Source organism: Notoacmeibacter ruber (genome assembly GCF_003668555.1).
GTDB lineage: Bacteria > Pseudomonadota > Alphaproteobacteria > Rhizobiales > Rhizobiaceae > Notoacmeibacter > Notoacmeibacter ruber.
On sequence record NZ_RCWN01000001.1, the window covers coordinates 1,089,309 to 1,112,280 of the forward strand.

Annotated in this window: 15 protein-coding genes; 11 read left to right on the forward strand and 4 right to left on the reverse strand. The window is 60.7% G+C overall.

Annotated features, from left to right (window positions below):
- The first annotated feature begins 301 nt into the window (after positions 1–301).
- The 6 genes from proS to gltX all read left to right on the forward strand — a co-directional run bounded on the left by proS (position 302) and on the right by gltX (position 10,135).
- Positions 302–1,636, forward strand: coding sequence for a proline--tRNA ligase (gene proS / locus D8780_RS05170; RefSeq protein WP_121644651.1), 1,335 nt, complete (start codon positions 302–304; stop codon positions 1,634–1,636).
- A complete protein-coding gene (locus D8780_RS05175; protein WP_121644652.1) occupies positions 1,633–2,925 on the forward strand; it encodes a lipoprotein-releasing ABC transporter permease subunit in 1,293 nt (430 codons plus the stop codon). Before proS ends, D8780_RS05175 begins: the two co-directional genes overlap by 4 nt.
- Positions 2,918–3,604 (forward strand): ABC transporter ATP-binding protein, encoded by a 687-nt coding sequence (locus D8780_RS05180; protein ID WP_121644653.1) that lies wholly within the window; start codon positions 2,918–2,920, stop codon positions 3,602–3,604. The genes D8780_RS05175 and D8780_RS05180 overlap by 8 nt, the downstream gene beginning before the upstream one ends.
- Positions 3,605–3,927: 323 nt before the next feature.
- The gene (gene dnaE / locus D8780_RS05185; RefSeq protein WP_121644654.1) at positions 3,928–7,404 is read left to right on the forward strand and encodes a DNA polymerase III subunit alpha; all 3,477 of its coding nucleotides are present in this window, start codon (positions 3,928–3,930) and stop codon (positions 7,402–7,404) included.
- 97 nt (positions 7,405–7,501) lie between these two features.
- On the forward strand, positions 7,502–8,728 hold the full coding sequence (locus D8780_RS05190; protein WP_121644655.1) for an MFS transporter: 1,227 nt from the start codon (positions 7,502–7,504) through the stop codon (positions 8,726–8,728).
- Positions 8,729–8,761: 33 nt separating this feature from the next.
- Positions 8,762–10,135 (forward strand): glutamate--tRNA ligase, encoded by a 1,374-nt coding sequence (gene gltX, locus D8780_RS05195; RefSeq protein ID WP_121644656.1) that lies wholly within the window; start codon positions 8,762–8,764, stop codon positions 10,133–10,135.
- On the opposite strand, the gene D8780_RS15670 is transcribed toward gltX, so the two are convergent.
- Positions 10,053–10,496 carry a hypothetical protein gene (locus D8780_RS15670; protein WP_147440285.1) on the reverse strand — a complete coding sequence of 148 codons (444 nt, stop codon included), beginning with the start codon at positions 10,494–10,496 and terminating at the stop codon, positions 10,053–10,055. The two genes, gltX and D8780_RS15670, sit on opposite strands and share 83 nt — an antisense overlap.
- Before the next feature lie 141 nt (positions 10,497–10,637).
- Positions 10,638–11,621 carry an N-acetyl-D-Glu racemase DgcA gene (gene dgcA, locus D8780_RS05200; protein WP_121644657.1) on the reverse strand — a complete coding sequence of 328 codons (984 nt, stop codon included), beginning with the start codon at positions 11,619–11,621 and terminating at the stop codon, positions 10,638–10,640.
- Between the two features lie 72 nt (positions 11,622–11,693).
- Between dgcA and D8780_RS05205 the strand changes: the two genes are divergently transcribed.
- The 4 genes from D8780_RS05205 (at position 11,694) to D8780_RS05220 (ending at position 16,148) form a co-directional block, all read left to right on the forward strand.
- Positions 11,694–12,848, forward strand: coding sequence for an ABC transporter permease (locus D8780_RS05205; protein WP_199699561.1), 1,155 nt, complete (start codon positions 11,694–11,696; stop codon positions 12,846–12,848).
- A 4-nt stretch (positions 12,849–12,852) separates the two neighbouring features.
- Entirely contained in the window at positions 12,853–13,665 is an 813-nt protein-coding gene (locus D8780_RS05210; protein ID WP_121644658.1) for an ABC transporter ATP-binding protein, read from the forward strand.
- Positions 13,666–13,701: 36 nt separating this feature from the next.
- Positions 13,702–15,363: an MlaD family protein gene (locus D8780_RS05215; RefSeq protein WP_121644659.1), complete on the forward strand. Its 1,662-nt coding sequence runs from the start codon at positions 13,702–13,704 to the stop codon at positions 15,361–15,363.
- 152 nt (positions 15,364–15,515) lie between these two features.
- Complete coding sequence (locus tag D8780_RS05220; RefSeq protein ID WP_245412268.1) at positions 15,516–16,148, forward strand: ABC-type transport auxiliary lipoprotein family protein; 633 nt, start codon at positions 15,516–15,518, stop codon at positions 16,146–16,148.
- A gap of 55 nt (positions 16,149–16,203) precedes the next feature.
- Here D8780_RS05220 and D8780_RS05225 read toward each other — a convergent pair whose 3' ends face one another.
- Together D8780_RS05225 and D8780_RS05230 are read right to left on the reverse strand one after the other, a co-directional pair.
- Complete coding sequence (locus tag D8780_RS05225) at positions 16,204–16,524, reverse strand: 2Fe-2S iron-sulfur cluster-binding protein (protein WP_121644660.1); 321 nt, start codon at positions 16,522–16,524, stop codon at positions 16,204–16,206.
- Positions 16,525–16,640: 116 nt separating this feature from the next.
- Positions 16,641–17,018, reverse strand: a complete 378-nt coding sequence (locus D8780_RS05230) for an Hpt domain-containing protein (RefSeq protein ID WP_121644661.1) — start codon at positions 17,016–17,018, stop codon at positions 16,641–16,643.
- Positions 17,019–17,315: 297 nt separating this feature from the next.
- Here D8780_RS05230 and D8780_RS05235 point away from each other — a divergent pair, with 297 nt between their 5' ends.
- Positions 17,316–22,904: an apolipoprotein A-IV repeat region-like domain-containing protein gene (locus D8780_RS05235; protein ID WP_121644662.1), complete on the forward strand. Its 5,589-nt coding sequence runs from the start codon at positions 17,316–17,318 to the stop codon at positions 22,902–22,904.
- The last annotated feature ends 68 nt before the right edge of the window (positions 22,905–22,972 follow it).

Genomic DNA, 22,972 nt, shown 5'->3' on the forward strand with positions numbered 1-22,972 from the left:
GCAGAGCGAAAGCCTCTTGTCACCCGAATTTTGGCTTATGCGGCGAAAAACTTATGATGCACTGCAAAAGGTCCGAATGTTTGCTCAACAGTCGAACAATACTGCTGTGACGTTTACGAAAAGGTCAATTAAGAGGGGCGTCCGGTGAAGCCGGGACTGTCCATGATCGTCACATCGTCCTTGACGATGAGCCGCAGCCTTGGCGGTTTTAATCGCATCGACTCTGCATTAGAAGTCCGCTCAAACTCCGGTCATCGCGACCGATTCTCTCACCCCTTCCGGAATTCAAGGGCTGCCTCACATGCGTTTGTCGCACTACTTTCTGCCCATCCTTAAAGAAACGCCTCGTGAAGCCGAGATCGTTTCACACCGTCTGATGCTGCGCGCCGGCATGATCAAGCAGCAGGCGGCGGGCATTTTCAGCTTTCTGCCGCTCGGCAAGAAGGTGTTGGACAAGGTCTGCGACATCATCCGCGAGGAGCAGGACCGGGCAGGGGCGATCGAGATCTTGATGCCGACCGTCCAGCCGGCCGATCTTTGGCAGGAGAGTGGACGCTACAACGCTTACGGTCCCGAGATGCTGCGCATTCGCGACCGCCATGATCGCGACATGCTCTATGGTCCGACCAATGAAGAGATGGTGACGGATATCTTCCGGACCTATGTACGATCCTACAAGGATCTTCCGCTCAATCTCTATCACCTTCAGTGGAAATTCCGCGATGAGGTCCGCCCGCGCTTCGGGGTCATGCGGGGCCGCGAGTTTCTGATGAAGGACGCCTATTCGTTCGATCTCGATTACGAGAGTGCGAAGATCGCCTATTACCGGATGTTCGTCGCCTATCTGCGGACATTCCAGCGCTGCGGATTGACCGCCATCCCGATGCGTGCCGATACCGGCCCGATCGGCGGCGATCTGTCTCATGAGTTCATCGTCCTTGCGGAGACCGGTGAATCGGAGGTCTTCTGCGACCGAGCCTTTCTTGAATATGACACTCCCGGCGCGGATACCGACTTCTCGGATGCCGAGGCGTTGTCCGATCTGGTTGCCAAGTGGACCACCCCTTACGCGGCGACCGACGAAATGCATGACGAGCAGGCTTGGGGGGCATTGTCCGATGACACCCGTATCAGCGCACGGGGTATCGAGGTTGGTCACATCTTCCATTTCGGAACGAAGTATTCCGAGCCGATGGGCGCGAAGGTGACCGGACCCGCTGGCGCCCAGGTGCCGGTTTCCATGGGAAGCTACGGCATCGGGCCGACGCGGTTGCTCGGCGCGATCATCGAGGCCAGCCATGACGAGGCCGGCATCATCTGGCCGCAGAGCGTCGCGCCGTTCGACGTTTCGATCATCAGCATGAAGGTTGGTGACGATCTGTGCGACGACGCCGCTGAAAAGCTCTACCGTGCCGCAAAGGAGGGTGGGCTGGATCCCTTGCTGGACGATACCGATGCGCGGGCCGGTGCCAAGTTCGCAACGCACGAGTTGATCGGCATTCCGGTTCAGATCGTCGCTGGCCCCAGAGGGCTTGCCGAAGGCAAGGTGGAACTGCGCGCCCGCGCCAGTGGCGAAAAGCGTGAGTTGTCGCTCGACGAAGCATTGAACATGCTGACGGCAGGCGCCCTTCGATGAGTGCGGAGGAGGCGATAGCGGATCATGACGGCAAGGCCCGTCCGTTCGGCCGGTTCGAGCGCATGGTGGCGTTCCGCTATCTGCGCGCACGCCGCAAGGACACTTTCGTCTCGGCCATCGCGCTGATTTCCTTCATCGGCATTCTGCTGGGCGTTGCGACCCTGATTATCGTGATGGCTGTCATGAACGGTTTTCGCGAGGAACTGCTGAACCGCATTCTGGGAACCAACGGTCATCTGATCGTCCAGCCGATCGACTCGCCGCTGGATGATTACGAGACGATTGCCAGCCGGATTTCGGCATTGGCCGGGGTTCAGGCCGCTTTGCCCGTCGTTGAGGGGCAGGCGCTGGCCGACGGTAAATCCAACGTCAGCACCGGTGTTATCGTCCGCGGCGTTCGCGATGAGGACCTGCCGAAGCTCAACATGGTGACGCAGAATATTCGGCAGGGCAGCTTCGACGGGTTCGAGACCTCGGAAGGGGTGGCTGTTGGCATTCGACTGGCCGAAAACCTTGGTCTTATCGCCGGTGATCTGATCACGCTCACCTCGCCAAATGGCGACGTGACGCCGATGGGGATGGCGCCGAGGGTCAAGGCCTATCCCGTGACGGCCATCTTCGAAATCGGCATGAGCGAATATGACGCGGCCATCGTCTATATGCCCCTGTCGGAAGCGCAGCTTTATTTCAATCAGGAAGGGCAGGTGGGCTCCATCGAGGTCTTCCTCGACGAACCCGACGACGTTGATGCCATGGCCGAGGCGGTGAGAGAGGCGGCCGGGCGGCCCGTCCTCCTGACCGATTGGCGGGAGCGCAATCGCAGTTTCTTCTCCGCCCTTCAGGTCGAGCGCAATGTGATGTTCATGATCCTGACGCTGATTGTGCTGGTTGCGGCTCTCAACATCATTTCAGGGCTGATCATGCTGGTGAAGGACAAGGGCCGCGATATCGCCATCTTGCGAACCATCGGTGCCTCGCGCGGATCGGTGCTGCGCATCTTCATCATGACGGGCGCGGCGATCGGCGTGACTGGCACGATAGCGGGCCTTCTGATTGGTTTGCTCGTCTGCGCCAATATCGAGAGTATTCGCCAGTTCTTCTCCTGGTTGTCCGGCACCACGATCTTCGATCCCAATCTCTATTTTCTGAGCCAGTTGCCGGCGAAGCTGGATGTTGGAGAGACCGTCGCGGTGATGATCATGGCCTTGACGCTGTCCTTCTTCGCAACGCTCTTGCCAGCTCTCCGTGCGGCCAGAATCGATCCGGTCGAGGCCCTTCGCTATGAGTAAGACACAGCCGGTTCTGGAGCTCTGCGCGGTCGACCGCGCCTATGAAGAGGCGGCGAAGCCGCTCGTCATCCTGTCGAAGGCGGATTTCACGCTCTTTCCCGGAGAGATGGTGGCGCTGGTCGCCCCGTCGGGAACCGGAAAATCGACGCTTCTCCATCTGGCCGGGCTGCTGGAGAAACCCGACGCTGGCGATGTGCGCCTGCTCGGCAAATCCTGTGGCGACCTGACCGATGATCGGCGCACCGCCATGCGTCGCAGTGAAATCGGCTTCGTCTATCAGTTTCATCATCTTTTGCCCGAGTTCACCGCTCTGGAGAACGTGATGATGCCGCAACTGGTCAAGGGCACAGACAACGCGACGGCCCGCTCCCGCGCTCAGGAACTGCTCGATTACATGCGGGTCGGCCCACGGGCCAGCCATCGCCCGGCGGAACTGTCCGGGGGAGAGCAGCAGCGTGTCGCCATCGCGCGTGCGGTGGCCAACGCGCCGGCCCTTCTCCTTGCCGACGAGCCGACCGGGAATCTCGATCCGAAAACCTCGTCCTACGTGTTCGAAGCCCTGAGCTCTTTGGTCCGGCACGCTGGATTGAGCGCCCTCATCGCGACTCACAATTTCGACATCGCCTCCCGAATGGATCGCCGCGTTACCCTCTCTGCGGGAAAAGTCGTCGCCGCCTGATCGGCGATTAACCAAGCGGAACTCGGTTGTTCCAGAACGGCTTGCTATATGAGAACAAAAAGGATACAAAAAGCGCATAGACCATAAACAAAAGGTACCGATGATGAGCGATATTCTCCAGGACGTGGCAGCTCTGGTCTCCATTGGCAGCTTCCTTGTCGCCAGCGCATTCTGGCTTGGGGCGCTCTGAAAGCCGACCCTGTTGAAACTGGGGATTGCCCGTTCAGGCGCTCACTCGTTTCGACGCTTCGGGCGACGAACCTGGTTCAAACTTCTAGGATGGTGGAGGTTTGAACCGAATCGTCCCGATCAAGGAGCAGGCAATGGGTGCTGTTGAACAAGCGATGCCACGTTTCGTGCACCTGCGCGTTCACTCCCAATATTCGCTCCTTGAAGGCGCGCTGCCGCTCGACAAGATCATCAAAGGGGCTTTGGCCGATAATCAGCCGGCCATCGCGATTGCCGATACGGGTAATCTATTCGGAGCACTCGAATTTTCCGAAAAGGCATCGAAAGCCGGGCTCCAGCCCTTGCTGGCGTGTCAATTGGCCGTGGAATTCGGAGATCATGCCGAGGAGGGCGGGAAAGCCCGTGGTGCGACCTACGCGCCGAAGCCGTCCCTGGTCCTGCTGGCCGCAACCGAAACCGGATGGGCCAATCTGGTTCGGCTCGTCAGCCGGTCCTATCTCGACGTCCCCGCGGGCGAACCGGCGCATGTGACGCCGGACGATCTGTCAGACCTCGCCGAGGGAATTATCTGTCTCACTGGCGGGCCGAACGGGCCGATAGGCCAGGAAATCAGGGATGACCGTCTCTCCGGCGCCGAGGCGCGTCTGAAAAGGCTGACGACGATTTTCGCTGATCGACTCTATGTCGAATTGCAGAGACCGTCGGGCTATGACCGGGCGGTAGAATATCACTCCGTTCGTCTGGCCTATGATCTCGATCTGCCTCTGGTCGCGACGAATGAAGCCTTCTTTCCGACACGCGATGATTTCGAGGCGCATGACGCTCTCGTCGCCATTGCGGAGGGAACCGTCATAGCGGTCGATGAGCGCAGGCGGCTTACACCCGACAATCACCTCCGTTCTCAAGAGGAGATGATTCAACTTTTCAGCGACCTTCCGGAAGCGACTGATAATACGGTTGAAATCGCGCGGCGCTGCAGCGTTCGTGCGAGGACCTGCAAGCCGATCCTGCCGCGCTTCGCCGGCGCTGACGTCGATGATCCGGCGGCCGTCGTCGCGGCTGAGGCGGCCGAACTGGCGCGCCAGGCGCATGAGGGTCTGAGTGCCCGCCTCGCGCAGCACGGTCCCTGGGAGGGGCACAACGAGCAGGACTACCGCGATCGTCTCGACTACGAGCTCGGCATTATCGAGCGCATGGGCTTTCCGGGTTACTTTCTGATCGTCTCGGACTTCATCAAATATGCCAAGAGCGAAGATATCCCTGTCGGGCCGGGGCGTGGTTCGGGTGCGGGGTCGGTGGTCGCCTGGGCGCTGACGATTACCGATCTCGATCCGCTTCGTTTCTCCTTGCTGTTCGAGCGCTTTCTCAATCCGGAACGTGTTTCGATGCCGGACTTCGACATCGACTTCTGCCAGGAGCGACGCGAGGAGGTGATCGCCTACGTCCAGCGCAAATACGGGCGCGATCAGGTCGCACAGATCATCACATTCGGCTCGCTTCAGGCCCGCGCTGTGCTGCGCGATGTTGGGCGCGTTCTTCAGATGCCCTATGGCCAGGTCGACCGGCTCTGCAAACTGGTGCCCGCCAATCCCGCCAACCCGGTGACCCTGGCGAAAGCGGTCGAGGACGAGGTTCGCTTTGCCGAGGAGATCGAAAAGGAACCGGTCGTCGGTCGCCTGATCGAGATCGCCAAGAAGCTGGAAGGTCTTTATCGCCACGCCTCCACGCATGCGGCGGGCATCGTGATCGGCGACCGGCCACTCTCCGAACTGGTGCCGATGTATCGCGATCCGCGCTCCGACATGCCGGTCACCCAGTACAACATGAAATGGGTGGAGCAGGCGGGTCTCGTCAAATTCGACTTTCTCGGTCTGAAGACGCTGACCGTGCTCGACACGGCGAAGCGTTTCATTGCCCGCAAGGGAGAGGATATCGACCTGGGCTCGTTGCCACTCGACGATGCGACGACGTACGAAATGCTGTCGCGGGGCGAAACGGTCGGCGTCTTCCAGGTTGAAAGCGCGGGTATGCGCAAGGCGCTGCTCGGCATGAAGCCCGACTGCATCGAGGATATCATCGCACTGGTCGCGCTCTATCGGCCTGGTCCGATGGAAAACATACCGGTCTATAACGACCGCAAACATGGGCACTCGGAGATCGAGTCGATCCATCCGAAGATCGACTATCTCGTGCGTGAGACACAGGGCGTCATCGTCTATCAGGAACAGGTGATGCAGATCGCCCAGGAACTTGCGGGCTATTCGCTTGGCGAAGCCGATCTGTTGCGCCGCGCCATGGGCAAGAAGATCCGCGCCGAAATGGACAAGCAGCGTGTCCGCTTCGTCGACGGCGCGGTTGAGCGTGGCGTCGCCAAGCCCAAGGCGAACCAGATCTTCGATCTTCTGGCTAAATTCGCCGATTACGGTTTCAACAAATCGCACGCCGCCGCCTATGCGATCGTTTCTTATCAGACCGCCTATATGAAGGCGCATCATCCGGCAGAATTCTTGGCTGCCTCCATGTCGTTCGACATGGCCAACACGGATAAGCTGAACGAATATCGGCGCGACGCGGAAAGGCTGGAGATCGAGGTCCGTGCGCCCGATGTCCGCTATTCCCGTCACCTATTCGAGGTGCAGGATGGCGCGATCCTCTATTCACTCTCGGCGATCAAGGGGGTCGGTGAAGCGGCCGTCCATCATATTGTCGAGCAACGCCATGCTCTTGGCGGCTTCGCATCTCTTGCGGATTTCTGCGAAGCGCTTGATCCGCGCATCGTGGGCAAGCGTGTCTTGGAAAGCCTGATCTGTGCCGGCGCGCTGGACGGTTTCGGCGAGCGCCGCGAAGCGATGATCGCCGGGTTGGAGCGGATGATCGGTCTTTCCCAGCGCACACAGGAAAGCCAGATCAGCGGTCAGGCCGATATTTTCGGCTCGGGATCGGACGCGCTTGGCGAGCGCCTTCGCCTGCCCGCCGCCGAACGATGGACCAGCGCCGAAAAACTTCACCGCGAATATCAGGCTGCCGGTTTTTACATCTCGGCCCATCCGCTGGATGAATACAAAGAGGTCCTGTCACGCATGCGGGTGCAGAACTGGGCCGAGTTCGCCAACGCGGTACGGCGCGGCGCCAAGGCAGGCCGTTTGGCAGGCACCGTCACCAGCAAACAGGAACGCCGCACCCGAACCGGCAGCAAGATGGGAATCGTCATGTTGTCGGATCCGACCGGCACGTATGAGGCCATTCTCTATTCTGAACAGTTGGTCGAATATCGTGATCTTCTGGAGCCGGGCCGTCCCGTGCTGCTGACCGTTACCGCAGAAAACAGACCGGAAGGGCCGAGTGTCCGCATCGGGTCGCTGCGCAGTCTGGATGCGGCTGCCGAAAGCCAGCACTCCGCCCTGCGTGTCTTCCTGCGTGGCAATGATGCGCTGGCGGCGCTGCAACGCAATCTGGCGCCTCGCGGTGAAGGAGAGATCAGTCTTGTCGTGCTCAAACCCGATAATGGCGGGGAGGTCGAGGTCGCACTTCCCGGTCGTTATCGGGTCAATCCGTCAATCGCCTCTTCCATGAAGGCGCTGCCGGGCGTAGTGGACGTGCAACTCGTCTGAAGAGTGCTCTCTTCTGTTCATCAGGCGGAGCGGGTTGCGCAGGGCGTGAGACCGCCCGGATGTGCAGTGCGGCCCGACCTGCAATACGGATTGACTCATGCTCCAATTTCTCCGCTCCAACGCTCGTTGGCTGGCCGGCGGTTTTCTTCTCAGCTTTTTCTCATCCTTCGGCCAGACCTATTTTATCTCGCTTTCGGCAGGTGAAATCCGCGCGGAGTACGGCCTGACCAACGGGCAGTGGGGCACTCTCTACATGGTCGCGACGCTTGCCAGCGCGCTGACGCTGCCCTGGGTCGGGCGTTCCGTCGATGTGTGGCGCGCCGGTCTGGTCGGAGCGGCCTCGCTGGCCAGTCTCGCACTGGGCTGCCTCCTGATGGGGCTGGGGCAGGGTATTGTGATGCTCGGTGTCACAGTCTGGCTTCTGCGCCTCTCGGGGCAGGGCATGTGCGTCCATGTCGCGATCACGGCGATAGCGAAATGGTTCGCCGCACAGCGCGGTCGCGCTCTGTCTCTGACAGCAATCGGCATTGACTGCGGAGCTGCCATTCTGCCTCTCGCCTTTGTTTTCATCATGAGCAACCTTGGTTGGCGATCCGCGTGGCTCGCAGCGGCCGGACTGGCGCTTTTCGTCGTCATGCCGGTTGTCGGCGGGCTCTTGAGGATCGAGCGCGAGCCGCAGAGTACCGACCCCGTTTCCGAGCGTCCCGCCGTGCGTGACTGGACGAGAAAAGAGGCGCTGCGTGATCCGTTCTTCTACGCTATATTGGCGGGTGTGCTCGTGCCGCCTTTCGTCGGCACCACAATCGCCTTTCATCAGGTCTACCTGACGGAGCTGCGGGGTTGGTCGCTGGCGACATTCGCCTCGGGTTATCCTGTTTTCAGCATCGCCACCGTTGCCTCGGCCCTCCTGTGCGGATGGCTGATCGACCGTTTCACGGCTCTGCGCATCCTCCCCCTGTTTCTGCTGCCTCTGACAGCCGGCGCCCTCGTTCTCGGGCTGGGGCGCGGCGAATGGAGCATCTTTGCCTGGATGGCATGTTTCGGCATGGCTCAGGGAACGTCCAGCACGCTTCTCGGAGCGGTCTGGCCCGAGGTCTACGGGACCAAGCATCTTGGGGCCATACGCTCCGTCATTATTGCGGCGACCGTCTTTTCCACTGCGGCAGGGCCCGGTCTGACTGGCATTCTCATCGATCAGGGGGTCGATTATTCGGCGCAGATCCTGGCCATGGGCGCGGTCGCGGCTCTTTCAGCGCTCCTCTTCGTCCCTCTTTCGGCACGGTTGCGCCGCCGACTGGAATTGCAAGCCTTCGCCGCAGCTTGATCCCAAAATGAAATCCGCCTAGCGAGTCTATTCATGAAAACCGTACGCTTCGCTCCCTCCCCAACCGGCTACATCCACATCGGTAATGCCCGCACGGCTCTGTTCAATTGGCTCTATGCCAAGCGGGATGGCGGGCGTTTCATCCTTCGGCTGGACGATACCGATCAGGAGCGCTCCGAAGAGCGCTATGCGCAGGCCATTGTCGGCGATCTGAACTGGCTCGGCATCGAGCCCGACGAAACGGTGCGGCAATCCGATCGCTTTGCAACCTATGCCGCTGCTGCCGAACGTTTGAAGGCGGAAGGCCTGCTCTACCCTTGCTATGAGACACAGGAAGAACTGGAGAGGCGCCGCCGATTGCGTCTGGCGCGACGTCTTCCGCCGATTTACGGCCGTGAGGCGCTAAAGCTGAGTGAAGAGGAAAGGGCAGACCTCGAGGCCAGCGGCAAGAAGCCTCATTGGCGCTTTCGCCTGCCAAATTTCCGGGACGACCCCTTCCAGCCCGAACCGACTCCGGTCGAGTGGGATGATCTTGTGCGCGGGCCGCAACAGGTCGATCTGGCTTCACTTTCAGACCCGGTCCTCATACGTGCGGACGGAACATGGCTCTATACACTGCCTTCGGTTGTCGATGATGGCGATCTTGGCGTCACCGATATCATCCGCGGCGACGATCACGTCACCAACACAGGCGTGCAACTGGCCCTTTTCGACGCCCTTGAGCTCAAGCGCCCGAACTTTGGTCATCACAATCTGCTCACCGATCCGACAGGAGCAGGGCTGTCCAAACGCACCGGCGCCCAGTCGATCCGCGGGCTGCGCGAAGCCGGGCTCGAGCCGATGGCGGTCGCGAGCATGGCGACGCTGATCGGGACCTCCCAGTCGGTCAAGGTTTTCGATGATCTGGATGCGCTGGCAGAGGATTTCGATCCGGCTTCGGCCTCCAAGAGCGCGGCGCGATATGATGAGACGGAGCTTTGGGCTCTCAACCGCTCCATTCTTCATGAAACGCCGTTTGCCGATGTCGAGGAGCGATTGGGTGCGCTCGGTATTGATGGGGAAGAGGCGCCCGGCTTCTGGATGATCGTCCGTGCCAATCTCGACCGGTTCGAAGACGTGCAGGACTGGTGGCACATTGTGAAGGACGGGCCGGTAGAGCCAGTTTCGTTCGAATCGGATGATGACCGGAATTTTGCCCGGGCGGCTTTTGATCACCTGCCGGAAGGCGAGTGGGACGAGACTATCTGGAAGCGCTGGACCGATGCGGTGAAGGCCGAAACGGGCCGTAAGGGTCGTGGGCTTTTCATGCCGTTGCGGCTGGCGCTCACCGGTCGGCGGGCTGGCCCGGAACTCGCAGACCTGGTCGTGCTTCTCGGTCGGGAAAGAACACTGGCCCGACGGCCCTGATCGGCCCTTTCGGCATATCACGCCACACTGGCTCGGCTTCCGGCTCCCGAGACGCGGCGACAACCGTCGCATCCTCTTGTGATGCCTGCACCGGCGCGGTCTCCACTGGCTCGATATCGGCCAGCTCCAGCTCATTCAAAGGGGCGGCGGACCCCGCGGCTTCCGACACCTGGCGGCGTGACAGGCCCCGAAGCCGGATGCGCCCTTCCGCTTCATCTCTTGTTTCCGTGGTCCGAGATTCATTCGGCAGGTATGATATCTGCGTCAACACGTGATCGTTTGCGATCCCCTCGTCGAAAAGCGGAATCGAGATGGTGGCGATGACGCCGAGCGCGATGGTGATCGTGACCGTCTTGGCCATGGGGAATCCTGATGCTCAAGGAATATCTCGTCGATCCGTCGGGTGCTTTGTCAACGGATTACGAGAGACTGATCTGTATAAGCGGGGAGGCTTAATGCGCTCCTAGCGAACAGGATTAACGCGCCGCAAGCGAGCTTTTTTTTAGCCCCAAAGCTCCGGTTCGGGTGGCGAGACGAGCGAGCCCGCATAGTACAGTGCCGGTTGGCGGTCGCGCTTGAGGAGGAGGGGGCCGTCAAGGTCAACGAAATCAGCGGTCTGCGCCAGGAGAACGGCGGGTGCCATCGCCAGCGAGGTTCCGACCATGCAGCCGACCATGACGCCGAAGCCGAGTTCGTGAGCACGTTTCATCATCTGCAGGGCGGCGGTCAGTCCGCCTGTCTTGTCGAGTTTGATGTTCACGACGTCATAAAGGCCGACGAGCCTGTCGAGATCGTCCATCGTGTGGACGCTTTCATCGGCGCAGATCGGCACGGGATGGGGCACGTTGCGGAGAATCTCATCATGGCCGGCGGGCAGGGGCTGTTCCACGAGTGTGGCGCGGTATTGCAGAGCTGAAAGCAGATACTCCCGGATATTGTCGGGGGTCCATGCCTCATTGGCATCGATGATAAAGCGCGACGAGGTAGCGGCTCCGGCAACGGCATGCAGCCGCGCGTGATCGTCGTCCCCGCCGACTTTCACCTTGATGAGAGGGCGGTGCGAGGCAACCCGTGCGTGAGCCGCCATCGTCGCGGTGTCGCCCATCGAGACCGTAAAGGCCGTGGTGACTGGGACCGGCGGCATGGAGCAGATATCGACGTGAGCGCGTCGGCCCGAGCGCTTGGCCTCAATGTCCCACAATGCGCAGTCGATAGCGTTGCGTGCGGCGCCGGCTGGCAGAGCTTCCAGCAGTGCATAGCGGTCCATTCCGTTCTCGATCGGCCCGCGCAACTGCTCGATTTGCGACATGACGCTTTCTTCGGTTTCTCCATAGCGGGCGTAGGGCACGCACTCGCCTTGACCGCGAGCGCCATCCTGCCCGAGACTGACCCGGACGACGCGCGCCTCCGTTTTCGCGCCTCGCGATATCGTGAAGGCACCCGCGATCGGAAAACTCTCCGGCGTGACCGTTAGCGTCCGTGACATGCGATCTCCTAAATGAAATGTCGCCTCTATTGGCAGATGACATGAGTCGGCGACGCGGATATTGAAGATCGTATGGCAAATGAAGGCAACATGGCCGAATCGTCTTCCACCCGTGCGGCTGCCGGGGTTGAGGAAAGCCGCTCCGACGGCGCTCAGGAACTGGCGCTGACCGGCAACTGGACAACCCGCGGCATTGCGCAGGTCGATAGCCGCATGCGCGAGGTCGCTGACGGCTCGGCCGATAATGTGATCTTCGATTTCGGTCCGATGGAAAATATCGATACGGCCGGGGCGTTTGTCATTCGGCGAACCGTCGAACAGCTCCGTCAGGCGGGGAAGTCGGTTGAACTCCGCAATACCGATGCCAACGACGAAACGCTGCTCGAAGCTGTCGCGGAAGCCGCGGGGCAGAATCTGCCGGAGAAGCCATCGTCCAGTTTCGGCCTCTTGACGCCGTTTGCGGCAACCGGTCGCTTCGTCTTTACCGCCTTGGGACAAATCAAGGACGCTTTCGGAATCCTTGGCTCCGCGATTGCCGGCTCGTCCGGACACGGAATTTCGATCACGGCCATCACCGCGCAGATCGACCGGATCGGAGTGGGCGCCATTCCGGTGGTTCTGCTCATGAATGCCATTATCGGCGCGATCGTCGCCCAGCAGGGCGCGTTTCAGCTTCGCTATTTCGGAGCCGAAATCTTCGTGGTCGATCTCGTATCCGTCCTCGTCCTTCGAGAAACGGGTGCTCTGATAACGGCCATCATGATCGCGGGCCGTTCGGGCTCCGCTATCACCGCCGAAATCGGATCGATGAAAATGCGCGAGGAGGTCGATGCTCTCAAGGTGATCGGGCTCAATCCCACCGGCGTCCTGGTTTTTCCCAGACTGGTGGCGATGATGATTTCGCTGCCCTTGCTGACCGTGGCTGCCGATGCGGCCGGCCTGGGCGGGGCGATGGTGATCGCCAATTATTATTCCGATATCAGCTACACGGCCTTTATCGACCGAATGCAGAACTGGATCGATCTTTCCACAGTTCTTGCGGGTCTCATAAAGACGCCTTTCATGGCGCTCGCCATCGGGGTCATCGCCTCGATGGAGGGCCTGCGCGTTGGCGGCAGTGCAGAAAGTCTCGGTCAGCGCGTGACCGCTTCGGTTGTCAAGTCCATCTTCGTGGTCATTGTGCTCGATGGTTTCTTCGCCATCTTCTACGCCTCGATCGGGTTCTGAATTGATGGAAGAAGAACAGACCGTCGACAAGACCGAGTGGCAGTCCACCCACGCCGGTGAACGAAAAGTCATTCTCTCGGCAGAAGACATCACAGTCCGATTCGGAAGCCAGACCGTGCTCGACGGGCTCGATCTCGATGTCTATGCGGGCGAGGTACTCGGCTTCATCGGCCCATCAGGGGCCGGCAAGAGTGTGCTCCTCAGAACCATTCTGGGCCTCAACAAGAAGCAGGGCGGGACCATCAAGCTTTTCGATCAGAATATCGAGGAGCTTGACCAGGATGAGCGCAAGGCCATCGATATGGCCATGGGCGTTCTCTTCCAGCAGGGCGCCCTGTTCTCGTCGCTGAATGTGCTGGAGAATATCCAGGTTCCGATGCGCGAATATCTCAACATGCCAAAAGCTCTCATGGATGAGCTCGCCATGTTGAAGATCGAGATGGTGGGGCTAGCCCCTGAAGCGGCGTGGAAGTTTCCCGACGAACTTTCCGGCGGCATGATCAAGAGGGCAGCACTGGCCCGCGCACTGGCTCTCGATCCCGCGATCGTCTTTCTTGACGAGCCCACCTCTGGGCTCGATCCGATCGGCGCGGCGGATTTCGACGAACTGGTCGGGCAATTGTCCAAGACGCTCGGGCTGACCGTCTATATGGTGACGCACGATCTCGACAGTCTGTTCTCCGTGTGTGACCGAATTGCCGTACTCGGTAACAAGAAGGTCCTCGTTGCTGGCACCATAGACGACATGCTGGTATGTGAGGACGAGTGGGTGCAGTCCTATTTCAACGGAAAACGTGCCAGGCAGATCAAGCGATGATCGTGCGAGCGGTCACAGCGAAGTGATGAACGACTGATGGAAACACGCGCAAACTATGTCGCAGTCGGTGTCTTCACCATTGTGCTGCTCCTCGCCGCATTCGGCTTTGTCCTCTGGACAAGCGGAGCAGGCGACAAGACGGAAACGGTCACCGTCCAGTTCCAGATTCCCGGTTCGGCCGGTGGCCTTTCGCGCGGCAGTCTCGTGACATTCAACGGCGTGCGGGTCGGTACGATCACTTCCGTTTTCATCGACGGAAACCGGCCGGATGTCGCTCTGGCCAACGCACAGGTCGATATCATGACGCCGGTGACGCCTTCGACGGAAGCGTCCGTCGGTATCGCCGGGCTCACAGGGACGGCCAATATCGAACTGTCCGGCGGCGACCCCGACCAGGAGAATATTCTGCGCAAGGCCGCGGCGGAAGATCGGCCGGCGGTGATCCAGGCGCGGCCCTCTCAGCTGAGTACGATCCTGGAAACGGGCGAGAGTATTCTGAACCGTGTCAATCAGGTCGTCGGCCAGTTGGAAGGGTTCACCACGGATGCTCGTGAACCGTTGACGCAATCTCTCCAGAACGTTGAAGAATTTACGTCGGCACTCGCGGCGAACTCGGACGGTATTGGCGATTTCCTCGCCGCTGCGGGTGATCTCTCCGAAACGATCTCCGGCCTTTCAGGCACGGTGTCGACCTCCGTGGAGCGAATCGAACAACTGCTTGCCGCCGTCAATCCCGAGGATCTTGGCCAATCCGTCGCAAATGTGCGCCAGATCACACAGGAGTTCGTTGGGGCCTCCGAACGCATCTCTGCGCTTGTCGAAGAGGCCCGAGGGTTCGTCGGCGAGTTGGAGCCCGGAGCAGGGCAACGCCTCATCGCCGACGCCACACAGACGCTCTCATCCGTTCGTGATGTGGCCGACAGATTGGATGAGAGAATCGATCCCATCGTCGAGAGTTTGCAGAATTCTCTTCAGAAGGCTGAGTCGGTTCTCAACGAAGTCGATCCTGAAGATATTCGCCAGACCGTTTCCAATGCTCGGCAGGTGTCGCAGCAGCTCACGGGTCTGGCCGAGAAGATCGATACGATCGTGGCGAAGGCGGATATTTTCCTCGGCGATGTCGAGCCCGGGGCCGGCAGTGCCCTTGTCGCCGATGCACGCTCGACGCTTTCTTCCGTGCAGGAGATCACGCAGGATGTCGGCTCGCGGATCGACCCGATCGTCAAGAGCGTCCAGCGCTCGGTTGAGCGGACGGAAGCCATATTGGACTCGGTTGAGCCGGAGCAGGTCGATCAAACGATGGAGAACGCCCGCGAACTCGCCGAGCGTCTCAATGCGGCATCGGTACGGATCGACGGTATTCTTGCCAAGGCGGACGCCTTTATGGGTGGCCTGGACGCCGACTCGGGCGATACGCTGATGACCGAAGCGCAGCGCACTCTGGCGAGTATCCGCGAGGCTGCCGCGACCATCCAGCAGACGTCAAATACGCTGAATGGCCGGATCGATCCGATTGCCGGTTCGATCCAGAACTTTACCGATCGCGGGCTGTCCGATGTGCGTGATCTGGTCAATCAGGCCAGTCGCTCCATCGAGCGGATCGAACGTAGCCTGACGGATCTGGGGCGCAACCCGCAGCGTGTGATCACAGGCGGCGAGGGCGAGGTGAGAACCTATGGGGGCCGTCAGCGCCGCTGACAAAGCGTGACCTGCAGGCGACACGACCCCTGTAAAGTGAGCGTGAGGCCGATGCGAGCCTTGGCATTGCTTGACTTGCCATGGCCCTTGTCGCCTAGTCGCCGACGATCAGCCTGGCGACGGACGGACAACAGGAAGAGAAGCGGAATTTCGTGAAAGATTCAGGTTCAATCGGAGAAGGTCTTGCAACCGCGCTGAAGGGTGCGCCGCGAGTAGGAGCGATCCTGGCGCTTGCCGCCATGCTTTCGGGCTGTGCTCTTGTGGGCGGTGGCACGCCGTCTCTCGATACGTTTGGCCTCACCGCTCCCGATCCCGCCGTCAGCCGCTCGACCCGCCGGCAGATCCTTCTGCCGGAGCCGAGTGCCGTGAAGGCGCTGGATGACCAGAATATCGTAGTCATGACCAGTCCCACCATGGTGACATATCTGGAAGGGGCACAGTGGAGCGATCGCCTGCCCGTTCTAGTGCAGTCGAAACTTCTCCAGTCCTTCGAAATGGCTGGCATCGCTGGTGTTGGTACGCCGGGCGAGGGGCTGGCTATCGATTACCAGCTCATCACGGATATCCGGGCTTTCGAGATTCGCGCGGACGGTCCGGAGACCGCCTATGTCGAGCTGTCAGTACGACTCCTTAATGATCGCAACGGGCAGGTTATGAGGCAAGCCGCGTTTGAGACGGAAGTCGCCGTCACCGGCGCAGGCTCACAAGCCTATGCCAGTGCGCTGAACAGCGCGTTCGAGGACGTTGCCCTTCGTGTCGTGAACTGGACTCTCGGGCTCATCTGAGCTTTCCCAAAACGGCATCGTAAGATGATGCCGGTGTGAACGCGCGGTGTCCTGCCTAGGCCTGCCGCTCGGGTACCGTCACGACAAGTCCGTCCATATCGTCATTGAGGATGACCTGGCATGACAGGCGGGACGTATCGCGTGCATCATATGCCAGATCGAGCATGTCTTCTTCCATGACGTCCGGCTCTCCGACGACGTCCATGAATTTCTCATCGACATAGACATGGCATGTCGCACAGGCGCACGCGCCGCCGCATTCGGCTTCAATGCCGGGCACGGCGTTTCGCACGGCTGTCTCCATCAGCGTCGCGCCATTGGATGCATCGATTTCAAAGCGCGTCCCATCGGACGCGACGAACGTGACTTTCGGCATGATATCCTCGGGGAGACAAAAGACCCGGATCGGCGTTTGCCGATATTGGCAACGCTGCCGGATTGGCAAAGCCGCGCAGTGCTGTCAACTCTTGGGGTCGCCTTACGAGATGCCGGTCAGCGCAGGATCGAAGCGCAGAATTCTTGAACTTTCTCGATTGAAACGATGAGCTCGCTCAAAGCCTCTTCGCTTGCGCTGTCTTGTTCCAGGCGCTCGGCTGCTTCGGCCAATTGCATCGCGCCGACACCGCGAGCCGATCCTTTGAGGGCATGTGCGAGAAAGTGCCGCTCCTTGGCGCTGCCGTGTTGAAGCCCCGCCAGAGCCTGCTTTACCTGCGTGCAGAAAAGCCGCAGCACCTCTTCGGCCAGAGCCCGGTCACCGAACGTCTGATCGGAGAGGTGGTCGAGATCGATCGGACGGCCATGTGATTTTGCGCATGTCTCTCCGCCTGGTCGATCGAAGGCGACCGTGTCGATTTTGCGTGCAAGAATCATGAGGGACTCCTTGGCGCTGAGGGCTTGCCATTCCGAACATGTAGAATGCCGTGGATAGGATTAACCTTGCCTTAACGAGGCCACAGAGCTGTGCGTAAGGGGATTTGCGGCTCCGTCGCCCGTTAACTAAACTTAAAGACAAATGACGAAGCCGAGCTGAAGCGGTTTTAAACCGGACTGCGTGTCTTTACGATGCAGGCTGGAGCGTTTTGGCTCACGCATCTGTCATGATGACGGATGGGGCGCCTGTCATGGCGTGCGGAAGAGAGCTGAAACCGGTGAACAAGGGTGTTGCGTATGGCCGGTAAACCGAAAGAGAACTTCGAGGACCTCGACGGTCTGCTCGATGGTGATTTCGATCTGGATATCGGAGAGCTTGAAGCCGAGTTCGGTAACGAACAGGTGCAGAAGGCCGAGCCGGCTGCCGCGGTGGGGCAATCCTTCCAGTTGGAAGAATTCGATCTCGACGATTTCACCGCGCAGATCGAAAACGCCGCCCGCGACCTGAACGCCGAAAACAACGAAGAGGCTCTTACGGCCGAAAGTTTCGGTGCCGACCAGTCGGCCTGGACAGATGCGGCTGATGAGTTTTCCATGGCTGCCGATGAAGCCGACCTCGATTTCGAGGCGGAATTGCGCTCGTCCGGTTTCCATGACAAGGTCGATGCGGCCGCAGCGCAGAGCGGGCCGGCTGGCGTCGATGCGCAAACGGCAACCGCCGCTGCGGCTGCGACGGCAGCCCGTGGGCTACCCGACACGGCTTCGCGCGTCCCTTCGGCCGCCAATGAGCAGTCGGGTGAAAACGGCCGTTTCGCTCCCGCCAACGATGACGACCGGCGCAAGGATTATCGCGCCACTGTCGCTTCGCTGCGTCGCCGCGCTCCGCTGCTTGCCTATTGGGTTGCCGCCGCCGTTTCCGTCGTCTGGTTCATCGGCACATTCCTCATCGCCGGTCTGCTTTTCGACACGCCCGTCTGGGAGGCCGGCACGCTTGGTTCCGCCACGGCGTCGCCTGCGCTGCCTATTACCTTCCTCATCGCTTTTATTCCTTGCCTGCTCTTCTTCGCCTTCGCTTCGCTTGTCCGGCGAGCGCAGGAGATGCGCATGGTGGCCCAGTCGATGACCGAGATCGCCTACCGTCTCGTTGAGCCGGAAGAACTGGCAGTCGATCGCGTCCAGACTGTCGGCTCGGCCGTTCGCCGCGAGGTGCGCGCGATGCAGGAAGGGATCGACTCCGCCATGACGCGTGCAGCCGGTCTGGAAAGCACCATGCGTGGCGAGATGAACGAACTGGAACGCGCCTATGCCGAGAACGAGACGCGTATGCGCGGTCTGCTGGACGGTCTCGCGGCCGAACGCGACGCCGTGTCCCATCATGCCGAGCGCATGCGTGAGACCGTTCGGGTATCGCATGAATCCTTCCGCGATGATCTGAACGAATCCGCCAATTTCATTCGCGATAATATCCTCAAGGCTTCAACGTCTCTGTCTTCTCAGCTTTCGCTCTCGGGCGAGGGACTGACCAATCTCTTGGATGAGCGGGTGGCGCAGATCGCGGAGATTGCTGAATCGGTCGGCACGCGCCTTGACGAAACCGCCACGCCGCTTCTTGCCCGTATCGCTGAGACCACCACGGGGCTCGACGAGTCCGTTGAAAGAATGAGCGAACGCGGACGTGTCTTCGAAGACAGCGTAAGCGGCGTATTGAACGAACGCCTTGCTGCGATCGACGAGCGAAGCGATGCCTTCGCAACGCGTTTTGCCGAGACGGTCGACGGCCGCCTCGAAGCACTGGACGGCAAGAGCGGCGAGATCGAGCGGAAAGTGGCCGAGGTTCTGGATGCCCGGCTGGCGCTGCTCAACGAACGTGGCACAGCCATCACGTCGACGCTTGCCAACACGCTGGATGAGCGCGCGCGCGCGCTGGAGGACAAGGGCACATCCATCCAGGATCGCCTTGCTTCTTCGCTGGACGAGCGTCTCGGGGCATTCGAACAGAAAGGTGCTACATTTGAAACCGCCATCGCGGGTGCTCTGGACGAGCGCCTGTCGCGGCTGGAGGACAAGGGTTCGGCGATCGGCGCAGGCCTTGCGGCTTCGCTCGACGCGCGTATTGCCGAGCTGTCCGAGATCATGGAAGAGCGGGCCGGAACGCTTTCGGCAACATTGACGGACGGAACGCGGTCCTTTGCAGAGACGGTCAGCGCCGGCGAAGAGAATTTTGTCGGCACGATATCGGGCCATCTCGACCGGCTCGATGAAACACTCGGCCACCACCGTCAGTCCTTCGACGAGAAGATGGGCGAGTCGGCAGCCTCGTTCGGCCATACTCTGGCCGATCATAGCCGTGAAAGCCTTGAGCGGATCGATGGTGCCGCGGCCAGCCTTGGCGATGCATTGGAGAGCCGCACGCAGCAGGCGGTCGATCGCATGGGCAGCGCTGCTGCCGGTCTAGGCGACATGCTCGAGAGTCGGACCCAACAGACGCTGGACCGCATGAATACCGCCACAGGCGAGTTCGGAGAGCAGTTCGACAGCCGTCTTGAAGCCATTCGCTTCAATATGGATGAACGCGGCCAGACCCTGCTGGGCGAATTCGACGCCCGTGCCCAGGCGCTGGAAAACAATACGGAGCGTCTCAACGATGCTCTGCAGACGCGCGCCGACTCGATGAACGCGACCTTGCTGGAGCGCACGCGCGATCTGGTCAGCACGCTGAACAATGCGCGCACTGAACTGACCCACTCTATCGATGAGAGCGAGACGCGTCTTTCTGACCGCGTCAGTACGCTTTCCGGAGAGATGGCACGGATGGTCGATGATCGTCTGGACGCTATGGTGGCGCGCCTAGAAGAAGGCCGTGACCGGATCGCCAGTGCTCTGCGGGACGATGTCAGCGAGGCCGAGCGCCTTCAGTCAGAGCTTTCCGAAAAGATCGCCGCGGAATTCGCCAAGGGGCACGAGAACCGCGAACATCTTTCCAGCCTCGTCAGCCAGATGATGGATGAGATCCGCAATGGCAGCGATCGACTGGATAGCGTCTTCGCCGAACGGCTGTCGATGATCGACGAGCGCTCCACCACCATGGAAAACGCGCTGAATGTCGGTGCCGATGGCGTCCGTCGTGCGATTGAGCAATCGGCGGTCACGGTGGCCGCATCTCTCCGCGACGTCGTGCAGGACGCCGGTCAGAGGCTGGCCGATGATGCTGGACGGGCCGGAGAAGAGGCCGAGCGCCGCCTTGTCGAACGGACGGAAAATCTTCGGAGCCTGTTCGGCGATGTCGATCAGCAGGTCGAGCGCATGGGTGAGCGGGTCGAAGGCCTGAAGGGTTCGTTGACCAGCGAAGCCGACACTGTCGATCGCACGCTTTCCGACCTCGGCGATCGCTTCGTTGCATCGGCTGAACGGGCCGGCGATGCGTTGCGGGCACGGGTCGGCGACATGGAAGGTCTGGTTGAAGCCGCTGGCCATCAGCTCGGCCGTTCGGTCGCCGGATCGGCTGAAGGTGTTGCTCAGCAGATTGCCGAATTGCAGACCCTGCTGACCGCAGCGGAAGCGCGGCTGGCGGATGGTGTTGCCCAGAGCGGCAGCCAGCTCAACGACCGCGTCGAAGCGATCATGCAGACGATCGCTGCGGCCGATAGCGACTTCGCCAATGTGCTCGATTCCAATCGCGAGCGTGTCCGCGAGACGGTGACCGAGGTTGAACGTGCATTCAGCGAGGCCGATGATCGCATCCGCACCCGCACGAGCTTGACCAACAGCGATCTGCGCAGCCGCGCCGAGGCAATCGCCAAGGCCTTCGAGCAGATCGACGAGCGGCTCAGCAGCGGTGTGGCCGACGTCGAAATGGCTCTGAACGCCGGCGCCGAAAAAGCCGGGCAGCGTTTTGCCGAGACGGTCGGCAATACGCGCGAAGAGCTGGAGCGTCGTACCAACGAACTGAGCGACAGCATCGCCATTCGCGCCCGTGAACTCAACGAGACGATCGAGGCGACCACTGGCGGAATCGACAAGACGCTCTCCGAGCGCGCAGAGCAGATCGAAAGAACCCTCTCGGGACGTGCCAGCGACATCAACGAAGCGCTTTCGGGTCGTGCCCGCGAGATCGAAGACACCCTTTCCGGCCGCGTCAACGATTTGAATGAGACACTATCGGGACGGGCCAAGGAGATCGAGGAGACGCTCAATCAGCGCAGCCGCGATCTGAATACCAGCCTTGCCATGCGGGCGACCGATTTCAATCGGATCCTGGACGAGACAGCGCTACCGCTCATCGACCGCCTGGCGGAGCAGGGATCGAGCCTGCAGGGCCAACTGGAAGAGGCGAGCCGCGCCGCAACCGAGCATTTGCGGGCTGAAAATGCCAAGCTGGTCAATGCTCTGGCCCATCGCACCGCGGAAACGTTGACGGCGATGGAAAGCGCACGTTCGTCTCTGACGGAGGATGTCGGCAGCCTGATCGACCGTCTGTCGGCATCCAATGGCCGCCTTGATCAACTCGTCGCCAATGCGCGCAACAGCCTTGGCGAGATTGACGGCAACCTGTCGGAGACCGTGGATCGTCTTGCAAGCCGAAGCGAGGAAGCGGACCGCAAGTTCGCCGCCTCTGCGCGCCTCATGGATACCAATGCGGAACGTCTGGAGGAGGTCTCCGGCGGTACGCTCCGCGAGGTTGCTGCCATCGTGGCGACACTCGATCAGCATGGATCGATGCTGCGTGAGGCAACGGATCTTATCAATGCGGCGCAGTCCAATCTGTCGTCGACGGTCAGCGATCGCCACGATGCGTTGCGCGACCTGGCCGATGGTCTCGTCCTGCGGAGCCAGGAGATCGAGAATTCGATGAAGGGCTTCGAAGCGCTCGTTTCCGGTTCGCTTTCCAACGTGGAGAGCAGGGCACGCAATGCGACGGAACTCCTTTCTTCGGAACTGGCCGAGAAAACGGACGGGCTGAACAGCCGTGTTTCGGAAACCACGGAGAACCTGCGTCATCGTGTGTCCGAGACGACAGAGCAGCTTGACCGCCAGGTCTCGTCGGCCGTCGAAGCGGCGACCGGTCGCTTTGCCGATGCCACCGAGCAGATGCGTAAAACGGCCGAGGAAATCCGCCGCGAATTGGAGGAAACCCGCAGCGAATTGAAGCGCGGCGCCTTCGATCTGCCGGATGAGACCCGCGAAAGTACGAGCAAGATGCGCCGCGCTGTCGCCGATCAGATCAACGCGCTGCGCGAACTTTCGCAGATCGTCAGCCAGTCTGCTTCGGCGCTGCCGCAGCAGCAACAGGTCGCCGAGCCGGTACAGGCAGCCGTGGGAATGGACGCCCCCCGCGGGGGGGGCGGCTCCTATTCATCCGCGCCTGCCCGTCAGCCTGAGGCGCGGACCGAAAGCCGTGTGTCGCGGCCTGCTCAAAACCCGGCTCCCTATCGCCCGGCGGAAATGGAGCCCTCCAAGGGGGATGATGAAAGCTCGTGGGTGCGCAATCTTCTTCGCCGTGCGAGCGATGAAGAGGCTCCGGCGGCCCAGCCAGAGCGGCGTTCGCCGGGGCAGGTCGTCGAAAGCCTCAATTCTCTTTCGGCCGATATTGCTCAGGCGATCGACCAGGATGCGGCGATCGATCTGTGGAAGCGGTACCAGTCAGGCGAGCGTAACGTCTTCACCCGCCGGCTCTATACATTGAAGGGGCAGCGTACATTCGACGAGATCCGCTCGAAATACGATCAGGATCGGGACTTCCGCAATGCCGTGGACCGTTACTGTGAGGATTTCGAGAAGCTGCTGCGCTCGGTCGGCCAGGATGGTTCTGCAATGGAACGCTATCTTGGCAGCGATCAGGGCAAGGTCTTCACAATGCTGGCGCACGCTAGCGGGCGGCTTCGCTGAACCGATACTCTGAGGGGAGCGGAAGAGGAGGGCTGTTTGGCGGCCCTCCTTTTTTCTTGCGCTACGAT